The organism is Streptomyces tremellae (genome assembly GCF_039540215.1).
Classification (GTDB): domain Bacteria; phylum Actinomycetota; class Actinomycetes; order Streptomycetales; family Streptomycetaceae; genus Streptomyces; species Streptomyces tremellae.
The window spans coordinates 124707-144210 of record NZ_BAABEP010000009.1 but is presented as its reverse complement, the minus strand read 5'-3'; the positions used below and the strand labels follow the sequence as shown (position 1 = coordinate 144210).

General features: G+C 74.2%; 17 protein-coding genes and 1 pseudogene. 6 read left to right on the top strand and 12 right to left on the bottom strand.

The annotated features are described in order from the left end of the window. Positions 1 to 96: 96 nt before the first annotated feature. The 3 genes and pseudogenes from ABEA77_RS10060 to ABEA77_RS10050 all read right to left on the bottom strand — a co-directional run bounded on the left by ABEA77_RS10060 (position 97) and on the right by ABEA77_RS10050 (position 3772). Positions 97 to 2160 (bottom strand): phosphocholine-specific phospholipase C, encoded by a 2064-nt coding sequence (locus tag ABEA77_RS10060; protein WP_345644227.1) that lies wholly within the window; start codon positions 2158 to 2160, stop codon positions 97 to 99. Positions 2161 to 2502: 342 nt separating this feature from the next. Continuing rightward, positions 2503 to 2664, bottom strand: a pseudogene (locus ABEA77_RS10055) (glycosyltransferase); the annotation flags it as partial. 274 nt (positions 2665 to 2938) lie between these two features. Beyond that, a complete protein-coding gene (locus ABEA77_RS10050; protein ID WP_345644177.1) occupies positions 2939 to 3772 on the bottom strand; it encodes an SDR family NAD(P)-dependent oxidoreductase in 834 nt (277 codons plus the stop codon). A 116-nt stretch (positions 3773 to 3888) separates the two neighbouring features. On the opposite strand from ABEA77_RS10050, the gene ABEA77_RS10045 reads away from it, so the two are divergent. Continuing rightward, the gene (locus ABEA77_RS10045; RefSeq protein WP_345644174.1) at positions 3889 to 4233 is read left to right on the top strand and encodes a VOC family protein; all 345 of its coding nucleotides are present in this window, start codon (positions 3889 to 3891) and stop codon (positions 4231 to 4233) included. A 20-nt stretch (positions 4234 to 4253) separates the two neighbouring features. Here the strand turns inward: ABEA77_RS10045 and ABEA77_RS10040 are convergent, their stop codons facing one another. From ABEA77_RS10040 to ABEA77_RS10030, 3 genes are all read right to left on the bottom strand, one after another. Then, on the bottom strand, positions 4254 to 5693 hold the full coding sequence (locus tag ABEA77_RS10040) for a hypothetical protein (RefSeq protein ID WP_345644171.1): 1440 nt from the start codon (positions 5691 to 5693) through the stop codon (positions 4254 to 4256). A 383-nt stretch (positions 5694 to 6076) separates the two neighbouring features. Further along, positions 6077 to 6985 (bottom strand): PDR/VanB family oxidoreductase, encoded by a 909-nt coding sequence (locus ABEA77_RS10035; RefSeq protein ID WP_345644168.1) that lies wholly within the window; start codon positions 6983 to 6985, stop codon positions 6077 to 6079. Positions 6986 to 6996: 11 nt separating this feature from the next. Beyond that, positions 6997 to 7626, bottom strand: coding sequence for an MSMEG_1061 family FMN-dependent PPOX-type flavoprotein (locus ABEA77_RS10030; RefSeq protein WP_345644166.1), 630 nt, complete (start codon positions 7624 to 7626; stop codon positions 6997 to 6999). A gap of 141 nt (positions 7627 to 7767) precedes the next feature. On the opposite strand from ABEA77_RS10030, the gene ABEA77_RS10025 reads away from it, so the two are divergent. Both ABEA77_RS10025 and ABEA77_RS10020 read left to right on the top strand, forming a co-directional pair. Beyond that, complete coding sequence (locus ABEA77_RS10025) at positions 7768 to 8394, top strand: TetR/AcrR family transcriptional regulator (protein WP_345644163.1); 627 nt, start codon at positions 7768 to 7770, stop codon at positions 8392 to 8394. A gap of 493 nt (positions 8395 to 8887) precedes the next feature. Next, positions 8888 to 9202: a hypothetical protein gene (locus tag ABEA77_RS10020; RefSeq protein WP_345644160.1), complete on the top strand. Its 315-nt coding sequence runs from the start codon at positions 8888 to 8890 to the stop codon at positions 9200 to 9202. Between the two features lie 25 nt (positions 9203 to 9227). Here ABEA77_RS10020 and ABEA77_RS10015 read toward each other — a convergent pair whose 3' ends face one another. The 6 genes from ABEA77_RS10015 to ABEA77_RS09990 are packed head-to-tail and all read right to left on the bottom strand — an operon-like array spanning position 9228 to position 15357. After that, a complete protein-coding gene (locus ABEA77_RS10015) occupies positions 9228 to 10838 on the bottom strand; it encodes a SpoIIE family protein phosphatase (protein ID WP_345644157.1) in 1611 nt (536 codons plus the stop codon). After that, the gene (locus ABEA77_RS10010) at positions 10835 to 12634 is read right to left on the bottom strand and encodes an ATP-binding response regulator (RefSeq protein WP_345644154.1); all 1800 of its coding nucleotides are present in this window, start codon (positions 12632 to 12634) and stop codon (positions 10835 to 10837) included. The genes ABEA77_RS10015 and ABEA77_RS10010 overlap by 4 nt, the downstream gene beginning before the upstream one ends. Beyond that, positions 12631 to 13704 (bottom strand): ATP-binding protein, encoded by a 1074-nt coding sequence (locus ABEA77_RS10005; protein WP_345644151.1) that lies wholly within the window; start codon positions 13702 to 13704, stop codon positions 12631 to 12633. The genes ABEA77_RS10010 and ABEA77_RS10005 overlap by 4 nt, the downstream gene beginning before the upstream one ends. Continuing rightward, positions 13692 to 14075, bottom strand: a complete 384-nt coding sequence (locus tag ABEA77_RS10000; protein ID WP_345644225.1) for an anti-sigma regulatory factor — start codon at positions 14073 to 14075, stop codon at positions 13692 to 13694. The genes ABEA77_RS10005 and ABEA77_RS10000 overlap by 13 nt, the downstream gene beginning before the upstream one ends. 41 nt (positions 14076 to 14116) lie before the next feature. After that, a complete protein-coding gene (locus tag ABEA77_RS09995) occupies positions 14117 to 14494 on the bottom strand; it encodes an STAS domain-containing protein (protein ID WP_345644148.1) in 378 nt (125 codons plus the stop codon). Next, positions 14491 to 15357, bottom strand: coding sequence for an STAS domain-containing protein (locus ABEA77_RS09990; protein WP_345644145.1), 867 nt, complete (start codon positions 15355 to 15357; stop codon positions 14491 to 14493). The genes ABEA77_RS09995 and ABEA77_RS09990 overlap by 4 nt, the downstream gene beginning before the upstream one ends. A 262-nt stretch (positions 15358 to 15619) precedes the next feature. On the opposite strand from ABEA77_RS09990, the gene ABEA77_RS09985 reads away from it, so the two are divergent. The 3 genes from ABEA77_RS09985 to ABEA77_RS09975 are packed head-to-tail and all read left to right on the top strand — an operon-like array spanning position 15620 to position 19435. Beyond that, the gene (locus tag ABEA77_RS09985; protein ID WP_345644142.1) at positions 15620 to 16150 is read left to right on the top strand and encodes an EF-hand domain-containing protein; all 531 of its coding nucleotides are present in this window, start codon (positions 15620 to 15622) and stop codon (positions 16148 to 16150) included. Between the two features lie 25 nt (positions 16151 to 16175). Then, positions 16176 to 18059 (top strand): acyl-CoA dehydrogenase family protein, encoded by a 1884-nt coding sequence (locus tag ABEA77_RS09980; protein WP_345644139.1) that lies wholly within the window; start codon positions 16176 to 16178, stop codon positions 18057 to 18059. A 29-nt stretch (positions 18060 to 18088) separates the two neighbouring features. Next, the gene (locus tag ABEA77_RS09975; RefSeq protein ID WP_345644136.1) at positions 18089 to 19435 is read left to right on the top strand and encodes a cytochrome P450; all 1347 of its coding nucleotides are present in this window, start codon (positions 18089 to 18091) and stop codon (positions 19433 to 19435) included. Positions 19436 to 19504: the final 69 nt, after the last annotated feature.

The following is a 19504-nucleotide window of genomic DNA, read 5'->3' as shown; positions in this document are numbered from 1 at the left end:
GACGCCGTGCCCGCCTGCGCGTTCGGCCCCGTCCGCCGGTACGGCCTCTCGCGGCACCGGAGTGGCGCGACCTGCGGTGGCTGGTGCGCGCCCCGCTCAGGCGGTCGCGGTCGCCGGGTCGCTGGTGCTCGCCGCGCCGGTCTCCACATGGCCGGCGAAGCGGCGTACGTACGCGGGGTCGGCGCTCGACGTGACCGTCACGTCGTACCAGCGGTTGCCCGCGGCGACGCCCCAGTTCTGCACGGTCCGTGAGGCGCCCGCCTGCAGCGTGTACGTGTAGTGCTCGGTCGGCGCGTACGCGTCGGTCGCGGTGAAGGTGACCTGGCCGCCGCCGGGGTTGCTGAACACCAGGGTGACGTGGCCGCTCTTGGCGTCGTGCCGCGCGGTCACCTCGGGGCCCGCCGAGCCCGCCGTGCCGGCCATCCGGCGCAGGAAGCCGTTCGGGCCCTGCACGGAGAAGTCGTAGCGTGCGGAGGCGGCGGGCATCGCCCAGGTGTCGGTGAGGGTCTTGCCGGCCTCGACGGTGTACGGCCAGGGGCCGTCGGAGCGCACCGCGGACGTGACGAGGAAGGCGGCGCCCGCCGCGCCGAGGCTGCTGAAGGTGAACCGCATGCGCCCGTCGGCGGGTTCGGTGTCGACGGCCAGGTCGTAGGGCAGGGCGCGGGCGTTCCGCAGCCCCCGCTCCTGCTTGGGCAGGGCGCCCTCGGCCGGCGGCTTGGGGACGTAGTCGCCGGGGTTGTCGTGGTTGGGCGGGGCGTAGCCGCCGGTGCCCGGGAGCGTGGGCGCGGTCGCGTTGCCGCGGGAGAAGTCGAAGGCGGCGGTGAGGTCGCCGCAGACCGCGCGGCGCCAGGGGGTGACGTTGGGGTTGTGCACGCCGAACCGCTTCTCGATGAACTGCACGATCGAGGTGTGGTCGAAGGTCTGGGAGCACACCCAGCCGCCGGTGCTCCACGGCGAGAGGACGAGCATCGGCACGCGCGGCCCGAGCCCGTAGGGCCCGGCGGCGTATCCGGAGAGACCGCCGGTGTAGAGGTCCCGGGCGACGTCTGCGGTGGACAGGCCGCGGGACGCGGAGGCGGGCGGGAAGGGCGGCACGACGTGGTCGAAGAAGCCGTCGTTCTCGTCGTAGGTGAGGAAGACGGCGGTGCGGCTCCACACGTCGGGGTCGGCGGTGAGCGCGTCGAGGACCTGCGAGACGTACCAGGCGCCGTAGTTCGCGGGCCAGTTGGGGTGTTCGCAGAACGCCTCGGGGGCGGCGATCCAGGAGACCTGGGGCAGGTCGCCCGCCAGCACGTCGGCCTTGAGCCGGTCGAAGTAGCCGTCGCCACCCTGGGCGTGGGTGCCGGTGCGGGCCTTCTCGTAGAGCGGGCTGCCCGGTTGGGCGTCGCGGTACTGGTTGAAGTAGAGCAGCGAGTTGTCGCCGTAGTTGCCGATGAAGGCGTCGCTCGTCCAGCCCCAGCCGCCGTCCGCGTCGAGGCCCGTGCCGGTGTCCTGGTAGACCTTCCAGGAGACACCCGCCTTCTCCAGGATCTCCGGGAAGGTGGTCCAGCCGTATCCCGCCTCCTCGTTGCCGAGGACCGGGCCGCCGCCCGTGCCGTCGTTGCCCGCCCAGCCCGTGTACAGGTAGTACCGGTTGGGGTCGGTGGAGCTGAGCATCGAGGAGTGGTACGCGTCACAGACGGTGAACGCGTCGGCGAGCGCGTAGTGGAAGGGGATGTCCTCGCGGGTGAGGTACGCCATCGTGGTGGTGGTCTTCGCGGGGACCCAGCGGTCGTAGTCACCGCCGTTGAACGCCTGGTGGGTGCCCGACCAGCTGTGGTCGAGGTCCTGGATGAACTGCAGGCCGAGGTTGTCGGCGTCCGGCCGGAAGGGCAGCGTCTCGTGGCCCGCGGCGTCCGCCTGGTGGAAGACGCTCTTGCCGCTCGGCAGGGTGGCGGGGCGGGGGTCGCCGAACCCGCGGACGCCCCGGAGGGTGCCGAAGTAGTGGTCGAAGGAACGGTTCTCCTGCATCAGGACGACGACGTGCTCGACATCCTTGAGCGTTCCGGTGCCCGCCGCCGCCGGGATGGCGGCGGCCCTTGCGATACCGCCGGTGATCATGGAGGCGGCGGCGGTGCCGCCCACGAGCTGGAGGAACCTTCGACGGTCGACGTTGGGCACGGATGCTTCTCCTGACGGTCCGTTGGGGGCGGCCAAGGCAGTGGGGGTTGCCTGCGCGAAGTGGCGCGCTGAGCAGGGTTTTCCTGCGTGTGTGGACAGGGGGCGACGCGCACATGATGGTGACGCCCGGGACGGGGTGTCAATGCCGCGTGACCCCCGTCCCCCGACTCCGCACCCCTCCGCCACCCCCGGTACCCCGGGAGTACACCGGCCGCCCGGCCGCCGCCCCTCACCGCCGCGGCGGCCGGGCCGCGCGGGGTCACAGGCGTGCAGCCGGGGCACCCAGCGGCGCGCGGTGACGCCGGTGTCCGGGTCGACGACGCGTGGCTGCGCATGGGCGAGGTCCGGTTCGCGTTCGAGGCGGTCGGCGAGCCGGGCGAGCGCTTCCCCGTCGGGGAGCACGTCGTCGTCGAAGAAGATCAGGTAGTCGCCCTTGGCCTCGCCGGCGCCGGTGTCGCGGCCCGCGGGGATGCCGACGTTCTCGGGCAGGGCGACCGCGCGCACCCCGTCGGGGACGCCCGCGGGCTCGCACCCGTTGCCGACGACCGCGGTGTCGAGCGCGACACCCCCGCTGGCCGAGCAGCGAGGACAGCGCCCGCGGGAACTCCTCGGGGCGGTCGTTCGTGGTCAGCACCACCGCCCCGGCCGAGGGACGTACCGCACCGGCTTCCACCCGGCCCCGACGCCCGGCGCGCACCGGCCGCTCGTCTTCTCGTCGTCGCGCGGCCGCTCACTGCGGTGGTTCCGCAGGGGGACCCCGCACGGGCGCGGCGGGCGGTCAGCGCGGGTCGCCGTGGGCCTGTTCCGACAGGGGTTCCCAGGCGCGCCAGGTTTCGACGCGGTTGTCGTACTCGGCGCTGATCCGGTCGACCTGGCCGCGGCCGAGGAAGAAGCGCAGCGGGGGGTTCTCGGCGTCGACGATCTCCAGGACGGGGCCTCGGGTGGCGGCCGGGTCGCCGACCATGCCGGGACGCGTCCTGGCCGCGCGGGCGGCACGGGCCGGCTCGTAGACGTCGATCGGAGTGGAGTGCGCGGCGGAGCTGCCGCCCCAGTCGGTGCTGTAGCCGGTGGGCTCGACGATGGTGACGTGCACGCCGAACGGCGCCACCTCCTGGGCCAGCGACTGGCTGAACGCCTCAAGTCCCCACTTGGAGGCGTGGTACAGGCCGAGGTTGGGGAAGGCCGTCAGGCCCCCGATGGAGGAGACCTGGAGGAAGTGGCCGCTGCCCTGGGCGCGCAGATAGGGCAGCGCCGCCTTGGTGACCCACAGCGCGCCGAAGAGGTTGGTCTCGATCTGGGCGCGCGCCTCCTCCTCGGTGACCTCCTCGATGGTGCCGAAGTGGCCGTATCCGGCGTTGTTGACGACGACATCGAGGCGGCCGAAGTGGTCGTGCGCGCGGGCGACGGCCGCGTCCACGGCCGCCTTGTCGGTGACGTCGAGGGCGATCGGGAGCACCCGGTCGCCGTGCGCGTCGGTCAGGGCCTTCAGGCTCGCGGTGTCGCGGGCGGTCGCGGCCACCCGGTCGCCGCGCTCCAGCGCGGCCTGCGCCCACTCGCGGCCGAAGCCGCGGGATGTGCCGGTGATGAGCCATACCTTCTCTGCGGCTGTCATGCGCGTGTTGTCCTCGCCGTGCGTCGTGGTGATGGTCGTCCCCCGTGATCCTCTTGCCCCCGTTGCCGGCGTAGCGCACCCCGGCATACGCGCGGCGTTTCGGCGGTTGCACCGGTATGCCCAACATTACCGGTGTGCTCGCCCGGGTCGTCGTGGACGACCTCGACTCCGCGCTCGTGCTCTACCGCGCCCTGGCGGGCGGCGAGGAGCCGGTCCGCTTCCGCTTCCGGGACGTCGAACTGGCGCGCGTCGGACCGTTCTTGCTGCTCAGCGGCGACACGGCGGCCTATGGCGACCGGGTGGCGACCCTGCTGGTACGGGAGCTCGAACCGGTCGTGCGGGAGGTCGTGGGCACCGGGGGCGAGATCGTCGAGGGCCCCTCGCCCGCCCCGAACGGGCGGCGGCTGATCGCCCGGCACGCCGATGGCGCCGTCTTCGAGTACATCGAGGACGACGCCTGACGGGCAGGGCGGCCCCGGGCCTACCGGGGCACTCCCCCGGGCGCGGCGGCTCCTCGGCCGCCGAAGCGGTCGGTGAGCCAGTGGGCGACATAGGTGAAGGTCTCGGAGACGGTGTCCCCGAACTCGCCCGGTGTGCTCGCACAGGCCGTGCACGGGGTGAAGCCGTGGGAGGCGCCCTTGACGAAGACCAGGGTCTTGTCCCTCGCGCGCGTGGCGTTGTCGTAGTACATCTCGGACGGTACGAGCCAGTAGTGTCCGGTCATCGACATGATCAGCAGGGGGCTCGCGATGCCCCGGACGTTGGAGACGGTCGCGGTGTTGGTGGAGGACCAGTCGATGCCGCTGATGGAGTCGGCCGTCAGCCTCGGCGCGGGGGCGCGGATCGCCGCGACGGAGAGGAACGAGTCCGCGGTGAAGCCGCTCTTGCTGGCGTCCCAGGCGGCGTTGCCCGCGGGGTCGGCGGTGGGGACCCGCAGCGAGCGCACGACCTGGGGCGCGCCGCCGTCCGGGTGCTGGGGCGAGATCACCGGGTACCTGCCCCTGGTGTGCGCGAGCAGCGAGGTGTCGGCCTCCCACAGGCGCGCGCCGTCCCTGCCGACCGGCATGGGGGTGTCGTCGCTGTACTGGCCAGCGCCCCTGGCGACCTGCGCCCGCAGCTTCTCGGCCTGCGCGACGAGTCCGGCCTCCCGCCGGGCCTGGCCCGCCAGATAGCGGCCGGTGAAGGCGGCGCCGTAGTGCGAGGAGCCGGTGGCCGCGTAGCCGTTGCGCGGGGCGAACATGTCGCGGGAGGCGTCGCGTGCGCGCAGGTCGCGCTCGTTCACCACGGACGCGTCGAGGGCGGTGAGGTCGGAGAAGGCGATGCCGGGGATGGCGTCGAGCAGCACCACGCCGTCCGCGGGCGGCAGGTGCGCCAGGTCGTCGCCGCAGGGGTCGAGCCTGGCGGCCGCCTGGCACGCGGCGAGCCCGTTCTGCGCCACGTTCTGGTAGTACGACATGATCGCGCCGCCGCCGCTCCAGCCGACGAGCACGACCTTGCGCACACCGGGCAGGCCGCGCAGGTAGCTCACGCTCGCCGAGGTGTCGAGGGCGAGCTGGTCCCAGTCGGCCGCGGCCTGGTCCGCGTACTGCGACTTGACGCACAGGACGGTGAAGCCGCGCTGGGCGAGCTGCACGCAGGGGACGCTGCCGATGAAGTCGTCGTTCTCGTGGGTGAGGAACAGCGCGGTGGACTCGTGCGGGTCGGGCGAGGTGGGCCGGTACAGCGCGCCGATCACCTGCTCCCTGCCGAGCAGCACGGTCGAGGTGGTGTACGGGACGGCCTTGGCGGCGGCCGGGGCCGCGGGCACGGCCTGCGCGGACGAGACCAGCAGCGGCGCGACGAGCAGGGCGCAGGCGGCGACAGCCGCGAGGACGAACCTGCGCGCTCTGCGCCGGACGTGACGGACGTCGTGGGCGGTCATGGGGTGCGCCTCCGTTGCGTGTGCGGCTCCCGGTGGCGCGGTGGGCTGCCGCGAGCGAAGGGGTGGTGCGGCGGGCGGACCGAGTCTCCTATTGGCCTTATGGTCAGTCAATAGGATGGACGTGGCGGCATGGTGGCCCGCGGCCTCCTCGGCGGCGAGCGGGGCGTGGCGGCTCGGGACCCCTGGCGTCGCGCGGCGGTATGACGGCCCGACGTCCCACGGCGTCGCGCGGCGCGCGGTAACCGGCGCCTTTGGCATCGCGCGGGCGCGTGGCGACCTGACGTCCCGGGGCGGCGCGCGGGCGCCTGACAGCCCGACGCCCCCGGGCGTCGCACGGGCGCGTGACGGCCCGGCGGCTCACGCTGTCACGCCGGGCGGCCCCCTCAGACGTCGAGGACCAGGCGCGCCGACCGGGCGCGCGAGACGCACGGATAGAGCACGCCGGGCCCGGCGCCGACGTCGTCGCGGTGCTCGGGCTCGCCCTCCAGGACGCGGAGCTCGCAGCTCCCGCAGACGCCCTCGCGGCAGCCCGCCGGCACCGGGTGGCCGGTGCGGGTGAGCGCGTCGAGCAGGGACTCGCCCGCCGGCACCTCGAAGGACCGCCCCGACCGTGCGCACACCGCGGTGAACGGCGTGTCGGGCGCGAACTCCCGGCGCGCGGGCCGGAAGCGCTCGCTGTGCAGCACCGCCGGGTCGAAGACCGCCTCCGCCGCGGCCAGCATGGCGGCGGGGCCGCAGCAGTAGACGGCGCCGCCGGGACCCAGCGCGGCGGCGAGCGCGGCCAGGTCGGGGCGCGGCTCCCGTCGCGTCTCGACCACGGTGGCCGCGTCCCCGCCCACGGCGCGCACCTCGCCGAGGAACGGCATCGCCGCGCGGGAGCGGCCCGTGTACACGAGGCGCGCGGGAACGCCGGCCGCGACGGCCGCGCGGAACATCGGCAGGACGGCGGTGATGCCGATGCCGCCCGCGAGGAAGGCGTACTCCCGCGCGGGCAGGAGCGGGAAGTTGTTGCGCGGCAGGGAGATGTCGAGCGTGCGGCCGGGCCGCAGGTAGCGGTGGATGTAGTCGGAGCCGCCGCGGCTCAGGCGCTCGTGCCGCACGGCGAGGCGGTAGTGGCCGCGGTCCGCAGGGTCGCCGCACAGGGAGTACTGCCGGGTGAGCCAGTTGGGCAGCGGCAGGTCGATGTGGGCCCCCGGCTCCCAGGGCGCGAGCGCGCCGCTGAGGGTGAGGGCGACCACGCCGTCCGCGACGGGCTCGACGCGTTCCAGGACGGCCTGCTGGGTGGTGGTCATGGGCGGTCCGTTCAGTACAGCGTGCGGTAGGAGGCTTCGAGGGCCTCTCCGAGCACCTCGGGCGGGACGTCGACCTTCAGCTGGGCCGCGGCCATCTCCCCCGCGGAGGGCAGTTCGGCGGCGAGCGCCTGGCTCGCCGGGTCCCACAGCCGGGAGCGCACCAGCGCGCGCCCGCAGTGGAAGTACGCCTCCTCGACCTCGACCACGATCGCCAGCAGCGGCTCGCTCGCCTCGGTCTGCATCCGCGCCAGCACCTCGGGCTCGTCGGTGGGGTAGGCCCTGCCGTTGACGCGGAGCGTCTCGCGGACGCCGGGCACGAGGAAGAGGAGGCCGGCGCCGTCGTTCTCCGCGAGGTTGCGGAACGAGTCGGCGATCTTGTTGCCCGGCCGGTCGGGGAGGGCGAGCGTGTGCTCGTCGAGGACCTTCACGAACCCCGGGTAGTCGCCGCGCGGTGAGCAGTCCGCGCGCCCCGAGGCGTCGGACGTGGCGAGCGCGGCGAACGGCGAGTGCGCGATGAACATGCGGATCTGGTCGTCCACATGGTCGATGATCTTGTTCGCGACCATCGGGTCGGGCTCGCCGAGCCTGGCGCGTACCTCGGCGGGCGACAGCCGGCGCGGCCTCAGCGCGGTACGGGACATCACGGTCTCCCTGCTCTCTGGCTCCCAGGGCAGACCTCCGGTAGGGCACGCGGGAGGTTCTTCCCTGCTCAGACAGCTATTGTGAGCAATAGCTCGCACATTCGGTACTCGCTTTGGGCGGACCGGGAAGGGAGAGGCGCCATGCCGGCACGGCAGCCGCTGCACCCGCGCAAACAGCCGAAGCAGGTGCGCGGGGAACGCACCCGGCAGCGCATCCTCACCGCGGCTGCTCAGGTTTTCGCCGAGTACGGCTTCGCCGCGGGGACCACCAACCGCATCGCCGAGCGGGCGTGCGTCTCCATCGGGTCGCTGTACCAGTACTACCCGAACAAGGACGCCATCCTGGTGGAGCTCGTCGTCCGGCACCTCGACGCCGGGGAGGACGCCCTGCGCCGGCGGCAGGAGCAGGGGCTGCCGGGGACGCTGGAGGACGCGATGCGCGTCTTCGTGCGGATCGCCGTGGAGAACCACCTCGACGACCCGCAACTGCTGCGCGTGATGGCCGAGGAGGCTCCCCGTGCCCCGGAACTGCTGTGCAAAGTACGGGAGTTCGAAGAGGCCAGGGTCGCCTACACCCGCGACCTGCTGGCCCGCTACCCCGAAGTGCGCGTCGGCGACCCGGAGATGGCCGCACGCATCGCCGTGAGCACGGTGGAACTCGTCGTGCACAAGGTCATCGCCCTCGGCGAGGTGGTGGACCTGCGCGTCTTCGAGGACGAACTCGTCACCATGCTGACGCGCTACCTCGCGCCCGCGCGCCTGCCCTGAGCGGTCGCCCCCGGAACGGGTCGCGGAGTCGCCAGGGCCTGCGGCCCGGTACGGTCGGACCCGTCAGGACAGGGCTGCGTCCTGCTCGTCCGCCTCGGCGGGAAGCGGTGTGCCGGCACGTCCGTACCCCGCGCGGCCCGGTGCACGGGGCTGCGCGCGTCCAGAACCTCATGGTGGACCGGCCGGACCGGGTGGTCCTCATCGGCTTCGAGGTCTTCTGCCACGATCACCCCGAAGGGCACCTGATGGCCACCGCGACCGAGCACGCGAGTCTCGGGTGGCGGACCGGCGAGCGGTACGCGGCGTGCGTCAGCGCGTACGGGCGGCCCGCTCCTCCCCGCCCTCGCCCCGGCGCAGCAGCCGTCGGCAGGGGCCGGGCCCCTCTCGCTCCCCGGGACCGGTTGACGGCCGCGGACTGCCGGGCCCAGCACGGATCACGAGACCGAAGAAGAACCGCCGCGAACGGCACCGGAGAAGGGAACATGGCTGCGCAGTGCCTGGTGTCAGCTCGTACTCGGCGGGCGGGCGGCGCAACGTGACGCAGGAGGAGATCCCGCTGTGGGGCAACACCACGTGCTCTCCGCACGCCGGGAACCCCGCAGGACGACAGCGCGTCCTCGATCTGATGGTCGTTGAGTACTACCCGCTTCCGGGCCTGGACGCGGAGGGGCTGCTGCGCACCGGGGCGGGGTTACGGGCGCAGCTCGATCATCCGGAGCACCACGTCGCGCCCCGGCTCGTCCGGGCCGGGGAGGACTGGGCGGCTCACGGGGAGCCGGGCCGGGCACCGGGCGACACCGGGGGCTGAACTCGTCCGCGCGCAGGCGGCGCGGTCACCGCGCCCGCAGGTTCGCGGCCAGGATGGCGACGTCGTCGCGGCCGTCCGGGGGGAAGGTGCTCAGGAGGTGGTCGCAGAGGCCTTCGGGGTCTCCCGGGGCCGTGGCGACCGCGTCGGACAGCCGGGCGAGGCTCTCGTCCAGGCTCCGGTCCCTGCGCTCGATCAGGCCGTCCGTCACCAGCACGAGGTCGGTGCCGGGTGCGGCCTCGACCTCGACGGGCTCCGGGTTGGGCAGCGCGAGGCCGAGGAGCGGGCCGTGGCCGGTGATCTCGCGCACCGTGCCGTCAGGGGCGCGCAGCAGGGGCGGGATGTGGCCCGCGTTGGCGATCCGCAGCACGTCGGAGTCGTTCGGGACCTGGACCGTGCACAGCGTCACCGAGGTCAGCGGGTCGTGGGTGGCCAGGATGCGTTCGAGTCGCCGGTGGATCTCGTGGGGCGCGTGCCCGTCGAGCGCGTAGGCCCGCAGGGCGTGGCGCACCTGGCCCATGACCATGGCCGCCTCAAGGGAGTGGCCCGCCACATCGCCGACCGCCAGCACCAGGCCCGTGGGGGTGCGCACCGCCTCGTAGAAGTCGCCGCCGATCTCGGCGTACTGGCTGGCCGGCGCGTACCGCACGGCGAGCCGCGCGCGGCCGGTGGGCGGCAGCGACTCCGGCAGGAAGCTGCGCTGGAGCGTCAGGGCGAGGGTGCGCTCCTCGTCGTAGGCGCGCAGCGCTTCGAGCGCGAGCGCCGTGGTGTGGGTGAGCTGGGTCAGCAGGTCGCGGTCGTGCGGCGTGCTGACCGCGGAGGCGGGCACCGCCACGGCGGCCGGCGGCCGGCCCTGCTTGGTGCGCGCGAGCGCGACGGCGAGGTCGCCGTCGTCCTCCCGTACGGCCGCGGGCAGCGGCCATCCGGCGCGCGGCACGGTGTCGACGGCGGCGCCCACCCGGTCGGTGAGGCTGTGCCACTGCCAGGCCCCGGGCGCCTCGGGGACGGTGGGCAGTTCCCGCGCCGGGGCACCGGCCGCGGTGGTGGCTAGGTGGGTCACCGAGCCGTCCGAGGCGGTGAGGAAGGCGTCGGCGGCGGTGTCGAGGAGGCGCGACGCGCCCTCGGCCGCGGCCCGTGCGAGGCCGACCGCCGTGGTCGCCCTGTACAGGCTGAGCGTGGTCTCGTTGAGCCGGGCCAGCCTGGCCGCGAGGGCCTCGGCTCGGTGCCGTGCGCGGGTGTAGCGCAGGGCGGCCGTGAGGGTGGCGAGGAGTTCGTCGGGGGCGATCGGCTCGGTGAGGTACGCGTCGGCGCCCCGGTTCAGGCCCTGCGTGCGGTCGGAGGCGCTGATCGCGGAGGCCGATATGTGGATCACCGGCAGGTAGGCGGTGCCCGGGTCGGCCTTGATGCGCTCGCAGACCTCGTAGCCGGTCATGTCGGGCAGCCGCACGTCGACGAGGGCGGCCTCGGGTCGCGGGTCCGAGGCGGCGAGCACGGCGAGCCCCTCCGCGCCGTCCGCGGCCTCCACGACGCGGTGCCCCGCCCTGCGCAGTGTCGTGCCGAGGACGTAGCGGTTGGTGGGGTTGTCGTCGACGACGAGTACGAGCGCGGGGCGTTCGTCCTGGATCCGCTGCAAGGTCATCGCTCCCCCCGGCCCTCGGCGGGCGCTTCCGTGCCGGCGTCCGGCGCCACCGCGCGGTCCGCCGCCGGCGCGAGGCCCAGCGCCTCGGCGATCCGCACGGCGGTCAGATGGGTCTTGCTCAGGACGGCGCGGGCCCGGGTCAGCCGCGAGCGCTCAAGGGCCTCCTGGTTCGCGGAGGTGAGCACCACGACGGGGACCTGGTGGAGCGCGGGCACGGCGGCGATCTGTTCGAGCAGCTGGTAGCCGTCGGGCGCGGGCATGGCGAGGTCGACGAGGACGGCGTCCGGCATGGTGGTGCGGATCGTGCGCAGCGCCGTCCTGCTGTCGGTGACGGTCGTCGTGTGCTCGGCCAGCGGGTCGAGGGTGGACGCGAGGACCCGCAGGAAGTCGGCGTCGTCGTCGATGAGGACGACGCTGCGCAGCAGCGGGCCCTCGGGCAGGGCCGCAGGGCGGCCGTGCGCGGGCAGGTCGGCGGGGAGCGCGACGGTGACGCGGGTGCCGCGGCCGACCTCGCTGTCGAGCGTGAGGCTCCCGCCGAGCAGTTCGGTCAGCCTGCGCGCGTAGGGCAGGCCGAGCCCCGTGCCCGAGCGGCCCCGCTGGTGCGGGCCGCGCACCTGGTAGAACTCCTCGAAGACCTGGTCCGTCTGGTCCTCGGGGATGCCGACGCCGGTGTCCGTGACGGTGAAGACGGCCCAGGGGGCGCCGTCCCTGGTGCGGGACGCGACGGACAGCCGCACGGACCCCTTCTCGGTGAACTTCAGGCCGTTGGACAGTATGTTCCGCAAAATCCGCAGCAGCATCACCTCGTCGGTGACCAGGCGCCCGGGGAACGCGGCGTCCTCGATGTCGAGGGCCACGCCCTCGGCGGCGGCGGGCGCGAGCGTCCCGCGCAGCTGGTGCAGCACGGTGCGCAGGTCCACCTCGGTGCGCTGCGGTTCGAGCCGGCCCGACTCGGCCTTCGCGGTGTCGAGCAGCTCCTCCACGAGCGCGAGCAGGGTGCTCCCTGAGCCCGCGATCAGGGAGACCTGCTTGCGCTGCTCCTCGGAGAGCGGCTCCGCGTCCGCGGCGAGCAGCACCCGCGCGAGCGCGATCACTGCGTTGACCGGGGTGCGCAGCTCGTGGCTGACATTGGCCCAGAAGCGGCCCTTCGCGGCGCTCGCAAGGCGCAGCCTGCGGCTCCTGTCCTCCAGGTCCGCGTAGAGCGCGACGACACCGCGGTTGGTCTCCTCCAGCTCGGTGGAGAGCTCGGAGTACAGGGCGAGCACGCCCCTGTTGGTCTCCTCCAGCTCCTTGTTGAGGCGCCGGAGCCGGTCCTGCTGCGCGCGGGCCTCCTGGAGGGCCGCGAGCAGCGCCCGGTTCTGTTCGTTCAGTTCCTCGCTCATATCGGTCTCGCGCACCCCGGCAGGCTCCTCCCGGACACGGCCCGCCGCCCGTACGGGGTCGGCGGCCGCGTTCTGCCCGAGCAGCAGCTGCCGCGGTTCCGGTACGCACACGTCGAGGAGGCGGCCTGCCGCGGCCAGGACGTGTGCGCTCGACGCGCGATCCTCCTCCCAGCGGAGGCGGACGCCGATGGCGCCCGGGGCTCCGCTCCTGTGGACGAACTCCGCGGTCAGCCCGGTGGCTGCCAGGAGCTCGGCGCCCGCCTCACTCATGAGGGCGACGAGGCGGACCCGTTCCGCCTCGCCCACTCCCAGCGCGCGGCAGACCGTCTGCCCGTACCTGCGCAGCCGAAACAGGTCGCCGTGGGCGGCGAGGGCGAGCGTGCCGAGCGTCCGCTCCCGCACGGGGGTGCTCACCCGCGGGCCGCCTTGAGGGCCAGCACGCCGACGTCGTCCCTGCGGCCACCGGCCTCCCGCAGGATCTGCGCGCCGACGACGGTCGCGCGGCGGGCGAAGAGGCCGGGGAAGGCGCGCGGCTCCCAGCGGTCGCTCAGCCCGTCCGTGTGCAGGACGAGGACGCAGCCCGTGGGAAAGGGGGCGGTGAACGGGCGCAGCCGGGGCAGATGATGGCCGACGATGCCCGGCGCGGACAGCAGCGACGTACGCCGCTCGTCGCCGACCAGCACGGTGCTGACGTTGCCGACGCCGCAGAAGTCGACCCGACTCGCGGCGAGGTCGACCGCGGCCACCGCGATCGCGGCGCCCCTGGTGCCCCGCAGCGCGCGGTGCAGGTCGTCGAGTATCCCCGCGGGCCCGGTGTGGGGGCTGTCGCGGAACGCCTCCCGTGCGGTGTTCGCGGCGCGCGCCGCCTGCGGGCCGTGCCCGAGGCCGTCGCACATCATCGCGATCACGGGCCCCACCGCGTCCTGTCCCCCTTCGGACGGGGCCTCCGCGCCCGCCGTCCGGATCGCCCAGGTGTCCCCGCAGACCTCCTCGCCGCCGATGGGCCGGGTCAGGCCGCCCGCGTCGATGCCGGCGGGCGGCGACGGCACGCGGCCTTCCGCCCAGAACTGGGCGAGTACGGTCGTCCCCCGGCCCCGCACGGTGTGGATGTCGAACACGTCGGCGAGCCGCACGATCGACCCGAGGCCGAGGCCCAGGGAGCCCGTCGACGAGGCGCCGTCCACCATGACGCGGGCGACGTCGGCGATGCCGGGGCCGGTGTCGGTGGCCACGAACTCCACGGCCGCCAGGTGCCCGGCGCGCACCACCCGCAGCGCGACGGAGCCGTCCGTGGCGTGCTTCTGCAGGTTGGTCGCCGCCTCGGTCACGGCGAGCTCCACCGCGGACCCCTTGGTCCCGTCGAGGCCGACCCGGTGGGCGAGCCGCGCGGCCTCGCGCCGCGCGGCCATGGGCAGGCCGACGTCCACCCGCAGCCAGGCGATGTCGTCGGCCTGTGCCAGGATCCGGCCGGTCACCTGGCCCACTTCACGATCGTGACGCGGGTGCCGCCGCCGACCGCGGTGTCGAGCTCGAACTCGTCGGCGAGGCGCCTGGCGCCGCTCAGCCCGAGGCCCATGCCGTCGCCCGAGCTCCAGCCGTCGGCCAGCGCCAGGTCCACGTCCGCGATGCCGGGGCCCTCGTCGCTGAAGCGCAGCCTGATGCCGGTGCGGCCGTTCGCCTCCAGTGTCCCGGCGACCATGTGCCCGCCGCCGCCGTGCACGAGGGTGTTGCGCGCGAGTTCGCTCGTCGCCGTCACCAGCTTGGTCTGGTCGACGAGGGAGAGCCCGGCCCGCTGCGCGAGGGTGCGGACCAGCTGCCGCGCCCTGACGACCCCCGTGCTGCTGTCGAGGGGGATGCGCTCCCCCTGCTCGGGGGTGCCTGCTGGGGCACCGCCGCTCACGCCGGGTCCTGTGCCGCGCTCGCGTCCCTGCGCAGGACAGCGAGCCCCGCCTCCAGGTTGAGCGCCGTACGCACACCGCCGAGGGAGAGACCCAGCTCCACGAGGGTGATGGCCACGGCGGGCCGCATGCCCACGACGACGGTCCGCGCGCCGAGGATCTTCGACATCGCCGCGACGGTGGCCAGCATGCGGCCGACGAAGGAGTCGACGACCTCAAGGCCCGAGATGTCGATCACGACGCCGCGCGCGCCCGTCTCCACGATCCGCGTCGACAGGTCCTCCTGGAGGTCGAGCACGACGGTGTCCTCCAGGTCGACCTGGATGGAGACCAGGAGGACGTCCCCGATCCGCAGGATCGGCACCCGCTCGGTCACAGCAGCCCCCCGTGCCGCTCGGTGAGCTTCCTGTCCCGCTCGATGGCGGACAGCGCGTGGCGCAGGGCGTCCGCGAGGGTCGCCTTGGTCGGGATGTCGCCGAACTCGATGCCGAGCGCGACGATGGTCTGCGCGATCTGCGGCCTGATGCCGGAGATGACGCAGTCGGCGCCCATCATCCTGGCGGCCACCACCGTTTTCAGCAGGTGCTGTGCCACCTGGGTGTCCACGGCGGGTACACCGGTGATGTCGATGATCGCGTGGGCCGAGTCGTAGTCGAGCAGGGCCTGGAGCAGCCGCTCCATCACCACCTGCGTACGGGCCGAGTCGAGGGTGCCGACGAGCGGCACGGCGACCACGCCGTCCCACAGCTTGACGACCGGGGTCGACAGTTCGAGCAGCTGGTCGGCCTGCGAGGAGATGATCTCCTCACGCGTCCTCGCGTGCGCCTCGACGGCGAGGAGGCCCAGGTCGTCGAGGAGCCGGGAGAACTGGAGGTAGGCCCGCACGTCGTCCGGGCCGGCGTCCGCGCCGGCGGCGAGTGCCCCTTCGAGCACCTCTTTCAGCGCAAAGACACTGAAGGCCGTCTCGGTCGGGCTGAAACCCTCCCTCGCACGGTTGCGGGACAGCTCCACCAGGAGGCTGCGCACCTCGGCGAAGGCCTCGCCGCGGGAGGCGAGGCCGCCGGCCCTGATGCCCTCCACCACGGCGGAGTAGAGCTCGGCCAGCTCCTGTTCGAGCTCGGTCGTGCTGACGCGGCCCTCCAGCGTCGCACCGACCGTCCGTACCCATTGGGCGGTGAACTCGTCGCCCTGCGCGCTCAGGAGGTCCACCAGCCGCTGTGCTTCACCGTCGGGGGTCACGTCCACGCTCCTCGTGTCGTCGGCCGATGCTACGGCACCCCCCGGTGATCACCGGGGGCGGAACCCCGCGGGACCTGCCCGCGGGCGGGGAGGCGGAACGCGGGGTCAAGGGGCCGGGGCTTCGGACGGGTGGCACGCCTTTCACCCGAAAGAGAATCCCGGAACGCATGGATCCGCCGGGACACCCCTCGATATTCTTGCAGCCGCCTCGGTGAATATTCGAAGCCACCGGACCGTCAGCATTGTTCAGCCGGAGGACTCCATGAGCGCACTGCTGGACCAGAAATACGCGAAACTCTTCTTCCTGCTGGACTCGGACGGCGACGGCGTGATCGCCGAGGACGATTTCGAGCTGATGGCCGAGCGCGTGGTCATCGCCTTCGGCGAGCAGGACACGGCCAGGGGCGAGGAGTACGCGCAGCGGATGGCGCGCTACGGGCGCGCCCTGCGCGCCGCCGCCGACACCGACGGGGACGGCCGGATCGACGAGGGCGAGTTCGGGCGGGCCCTGCTCCGGGTCAGCGACGACTTCGACACCCTGGTCGGGCCGCTCTACGAGGCGGGCTTCTCCCTGGCCGACCGGGACGGCGACGGCCTCGTGGACAAGAGGGACTTCGGCACGTTCATGGTCGCGGTCGGCGTCCCCGAGGACGCGGCGGGCGCCGCGTTCGACGCGCTGGCCGACCAGGGAGGCCGGCTCAGCCGGGCGGCCCTGATGGCCGCGGCGGCCGAGTACTACCGAGGCGCGGGCCCCTCGGCCACCTCGGGCCACCTCCTCTTCGGTGCCCTGTGAGGCGCCCGGCGCACGGCGGCGCCCGATGAGGGCAGCGCACGGCGCGGACGCCTTCCTCCCCGGGGGCCCGAGCATTCCGCGGCTGATCGACGCCCTTTTCGAGGGGCGTTTCGGGGAACTGCACGAGCCCTGGGCCAAGGTGTTCTCACGCGACGAATTCCGCTACCGCGACGGATTGTCCAAGGAAAAGCGCTCGGAAATCGCCTACGAGCGTTTACGCGCCGTCAATGCGGAAATCGACTCCGTCGAGGAAATGGTGGCGGCGACGGACCGCCTCACGGCGCTGCACGAGTGGCTCGGCGCGGTCGACGGCACACTCGCCACCCTGGCGACCATCCACTACAACCTGTTCCTCGGCAGCCTGCTGCGCCTCGACCCCGGCCGCTCGGTGGACCGCACGCCGTACACCCGGCTGACCAGGTACGGCACGGTCCTGATCACCGAACTCGGCTACGGGAACAACGCGGCAGCCCTGGAGACGACGGCGACCCACCGCCCCGAGAGCGACACCTTCGTCCTGCACACACCGTCGGACGCGGCGGCCAAGTTCATGCCGAACACCGGCCCGGCGGGCGGCCCCAAGAGCGGCCTGGTCGCGGCGAGGCTGATCGCGGGGGGCCGGGACCGCGGGGTCTTCCTCTTCCTCGTGTCCCTGCGCGACGAGCGGGGACCGCTGCCCGGCATCCGGATCCGGCCGCTGTCCGAGAGCCCGGGCTCGGCGGTCGACCACTGCCTCACCTCGTTCGACCGGGTGGTGCTCGGCCGCGCGGCGCTCCTCGCGGGCGACCACGGGGAGCTGGCGGCGGACGGCGGCTTCCGCAGCACGACGGGCAGTCGCCGCCGCCGCTTCCTGCGCTCCATCCAGCGCGTCACCACCGGCAAGCTCTGCCTGAGCGCCGCGGCGCTCGGCGGGGCGCGCTCCGGTCTCGTCATCGCCGTGCGCCACGCCCACCGGCGGCGCACCTTCGCGCCCGGCGGGCGGCACGACGTCCCGGTGTTCGCCCACCGCTGCCACCAGAGCAGGCTGCTCGGGGCGACGGCCCGCGCGTACGCGGCGACGTTCCTGCTGCGCGCGGCGACCCGCGCCCTCACCGCGGCGGACGGCTCCGACGGTGACGACGCGGCCGAGGCCGAGGTGCTGGTGGCCGCGGCGAAGGGCTGGATCACCTGGCAGGCCAGGGGCATCGCGGTCGAGTGCAGGGAGCGCTGCGGCGCACAGGGCCTGCTGTCCGCCAACCGGCTCGCCGACCTGATCCTGCCGATCGAGGGCACCGTCACCGCCGAGGGCGACAACCTGGTCATCTGGACCAAGGCGGGGGCCGACATGCTGACGGGCCGGGGCTACCGGCCGCCACCACGCCACGCCCCGGCCCCCGCCCGGACGCCCGAGCGCACGGGCGGGGCGGGTGGGCCCGGCGGACCGGGACCGGGCGGGACATGGGTCGAGCCCGGATCTCTTCTCGGGTTGCTGGTCCAGCGTGAACTGCGGTGTTTCACCGAGGCGCGCCGGCGGCTCGGCGAACCGGCCGACAGCGCGTTCGACCGCTGGAACCACGCGGTGGAGCCCGCGCTCGACCTCGTCGACGCGTACGCCACCCGGCGGGCCGCGGAGGTGTTCCTCGCCGCGGCCGACACGGCCGCCGACGAGCCCACCCGGAAGGCCCTGCGGCTGCTGTTCCGGCTGTTCGCCCTGGAGCGGCTCGCCCCGCACACGGGGCCGCTGCTCGCGGACGGGCTGCTCGACGCCCGTGCCGTGCACGGCCTGGCCGCGGAGGCGGACCGGGTCGCCGCGGCGCTCGCCCCGCACGCGCTCGCCCTGGTGGAGGCGTTCGCCGTCCCTGACGCCGTGCTCCAGGCCCCCATCGCCCTGCCGGACGAGGGGGTCCCGCCGGGGCTCAGGCGCGGCTGACCGATGGGCCGCCCGGCACGAGGAGCGCCATGAGCGACGCGTTCACCCGGGAGCCGCCGTGGGACCCGCGGCGCTTCCCGCCCGCAGCCCGCGCGCCACGCACCGTGCAGACCGTACGGCTGCTGCTCGACCCGCAGGGGTACGGGCGGGCGCTGCGCCGCAGGTTCGGGCCGGTGTTCAGCCTGCGTACGTACCCCTACCGCGGTGGCCTGGTGTGCGCGGCGGACGTCGCGACCAACCGGGAGGTACTCACCGACCACGAGCGGTTCACCGGCGGGGACGCCGCGGCCCTGCTGGCTCCCGCGGTCGGCGCGGGCTCGCTGATCTGCACCCCGCCGCCCGCGCACCTGCGGCACCGCAGGCTGCTGCTGCCGCCCTTCCACGGAGCGCGGATCGCGTGCTGGGCCGAGCGGGTGGGCGACCTGGTGCGCGCCCGGCTGCCCGCGCTGCTCACCGGGGGCGGCGTGCCGGTGCGGCCCTGGGCGCAGCGGCTGACGCTCGACGTGGTGCTCCGGGTGGTGTTCGGCCTCGAAGACCCGGTCAGAGCGGCCGCGTTCCGGCGTGCGGTGGACGCGTTCGTCGCCTCGGACAACGTCGCGGTGCTGTTCCTGCCCGCGCCGCTGCGGCGCGACCTCGGGCCGCTCTCCCCCGGCGGACGCTTCCACCGGTTGCGCGCCTCCGTAAGGGAGTTGATCCGTGGGGAGATCGCCGCGCGCCGGGTCGCACCCGACCGCGACGAGCGCGACGACGTGCTCTCGCTGCTGCTCGGCGCGGGCGGGGACGGGCCAGGTAGCGGGCCCGGCGACGCACACCTGCTCGACGAGCTGACCGGGCTGGTGCTCGCCGGGTACGAGACCACCGCGACCACCATCGCCTGGACGCTGCACCTGCTCGCCCACCACCCCGCCGTACGCGACCAGTTGGCCGACGATCTCGACGCGGGCTCGGACCGGCTGCTCAAGGCGGTCGTCCGGGAGTCCGAGCGGCTGCGCCCCGCCGTGCACAACGCGATGCGCACCGCCGCGCACGACACGGAGCTCGGCGGGCACCCGGTGCCGCGCCACGCGTTCGTCGCCGCGGTGTTCCCCCTCACCCACCTCGACGCGGACCTGTGGCCCGAGCCCGACGCCTTCCGGCCCGAGCGGCACCTGGGCGCGGACCCGGCGCCGTACGCGCTGACGCCCTTCGGCGGCGGTCTGCGCCGCTGCATCGGGACGGCGCTGGCCCGCCTGGAGACCGAGACGGTGGTGCGCGAGGTACTCGCCGCCGCGCTGCCGGAACCTGCGGGCCCCCAGGAGTCGGCGCGGCTGATGTCCGTCACCCTCGTCCCCGCCCGGGGCGGCCGGGTCAGACTCCGGCCGCGGCGGGCCGCGTGAGGGCTCGCCGCGGTCGGTCGCCGCCCCCGCCGCGGAAGGCAGCGGGGAGGCCGGTGGCCGGCCCCGCGG